This window comes from Burkholderia sp. SIMBA_051 (genome assembly GCF_046534915.1).
In the GTDB taxonomy this organism is placed as follows: domain Bacteria; phylum Pseudomonadota; class Gammaproteobacteria; order Burkholderiales; family Burkholderiaceae; genus Burkholderia; species Burkholderia ambifaria.
Map to the genome: position 1 here is coordinate 1 of NZ_JAWRXS010000042.1, position 620 is coordinate 620.

1 rRNA gene is annotated in these 620 nt (G+C 51.6%); it reads left to right on the forward strand.

The features are described 5' to 3' along the window. Positions 1-620, forward strand: a 23S ribosomal RNA gene (locus SB771_RS33440); the annotation flags it as partial.

Consider the following 620-nt stretch of genomic DNA (forward strand, 5'->3'; position numbering starts at 1 on the left):
AAGGGGTGACGGCGTACCTTTTGTATAATGGGTCAGCGACTTACGTTCAGTAGCAAGCTTAACCGTATAGGGCAGGCGTAGCGAAAGCGAGTCCGAATAGGGCGTTCAGTTGCTGGGCGTAGACCCGAAACCAAGTGATCTATCCATGGCCAGGATGAAGGTGCGGTAACACGTACTGGAGGTCCGAACCCACTAACGTTGAAAAGTTAGGGGATGAGCTGTGGATAGGGGTGAAAGGCTAAACAAACTTGGAAATAGCTGGTTCTCTCCGAAAACTATTTAGGTAGTGCCTCGTGTCTCACCTTCGGGGGTAGAGCACTGTCATGGTTGGGGGGTCTATTGCAGATTACCCCGCCATAGCAAACTCCGAATACCGAAGAGTGCAATCACGGGAGACAGACATCGGGTGCTAACGTCCGGTGTCAAGAGGGAAACAACCCAGACCGCCAGCTAAGGTCCCCAAATATAGCTAAGTGGGAAACGAAGTGGGAAGGCTAAAACAGTCAGGAGGTTGGCTTAGAAGCAGCCACCCTTTAAAGAAAGCGTAATAGCTCACTGATCGAGTCGTCCTGCGCGGAAGATGTAACGGGGCTAAGCTATATACCGAAGCTGCGGATGCG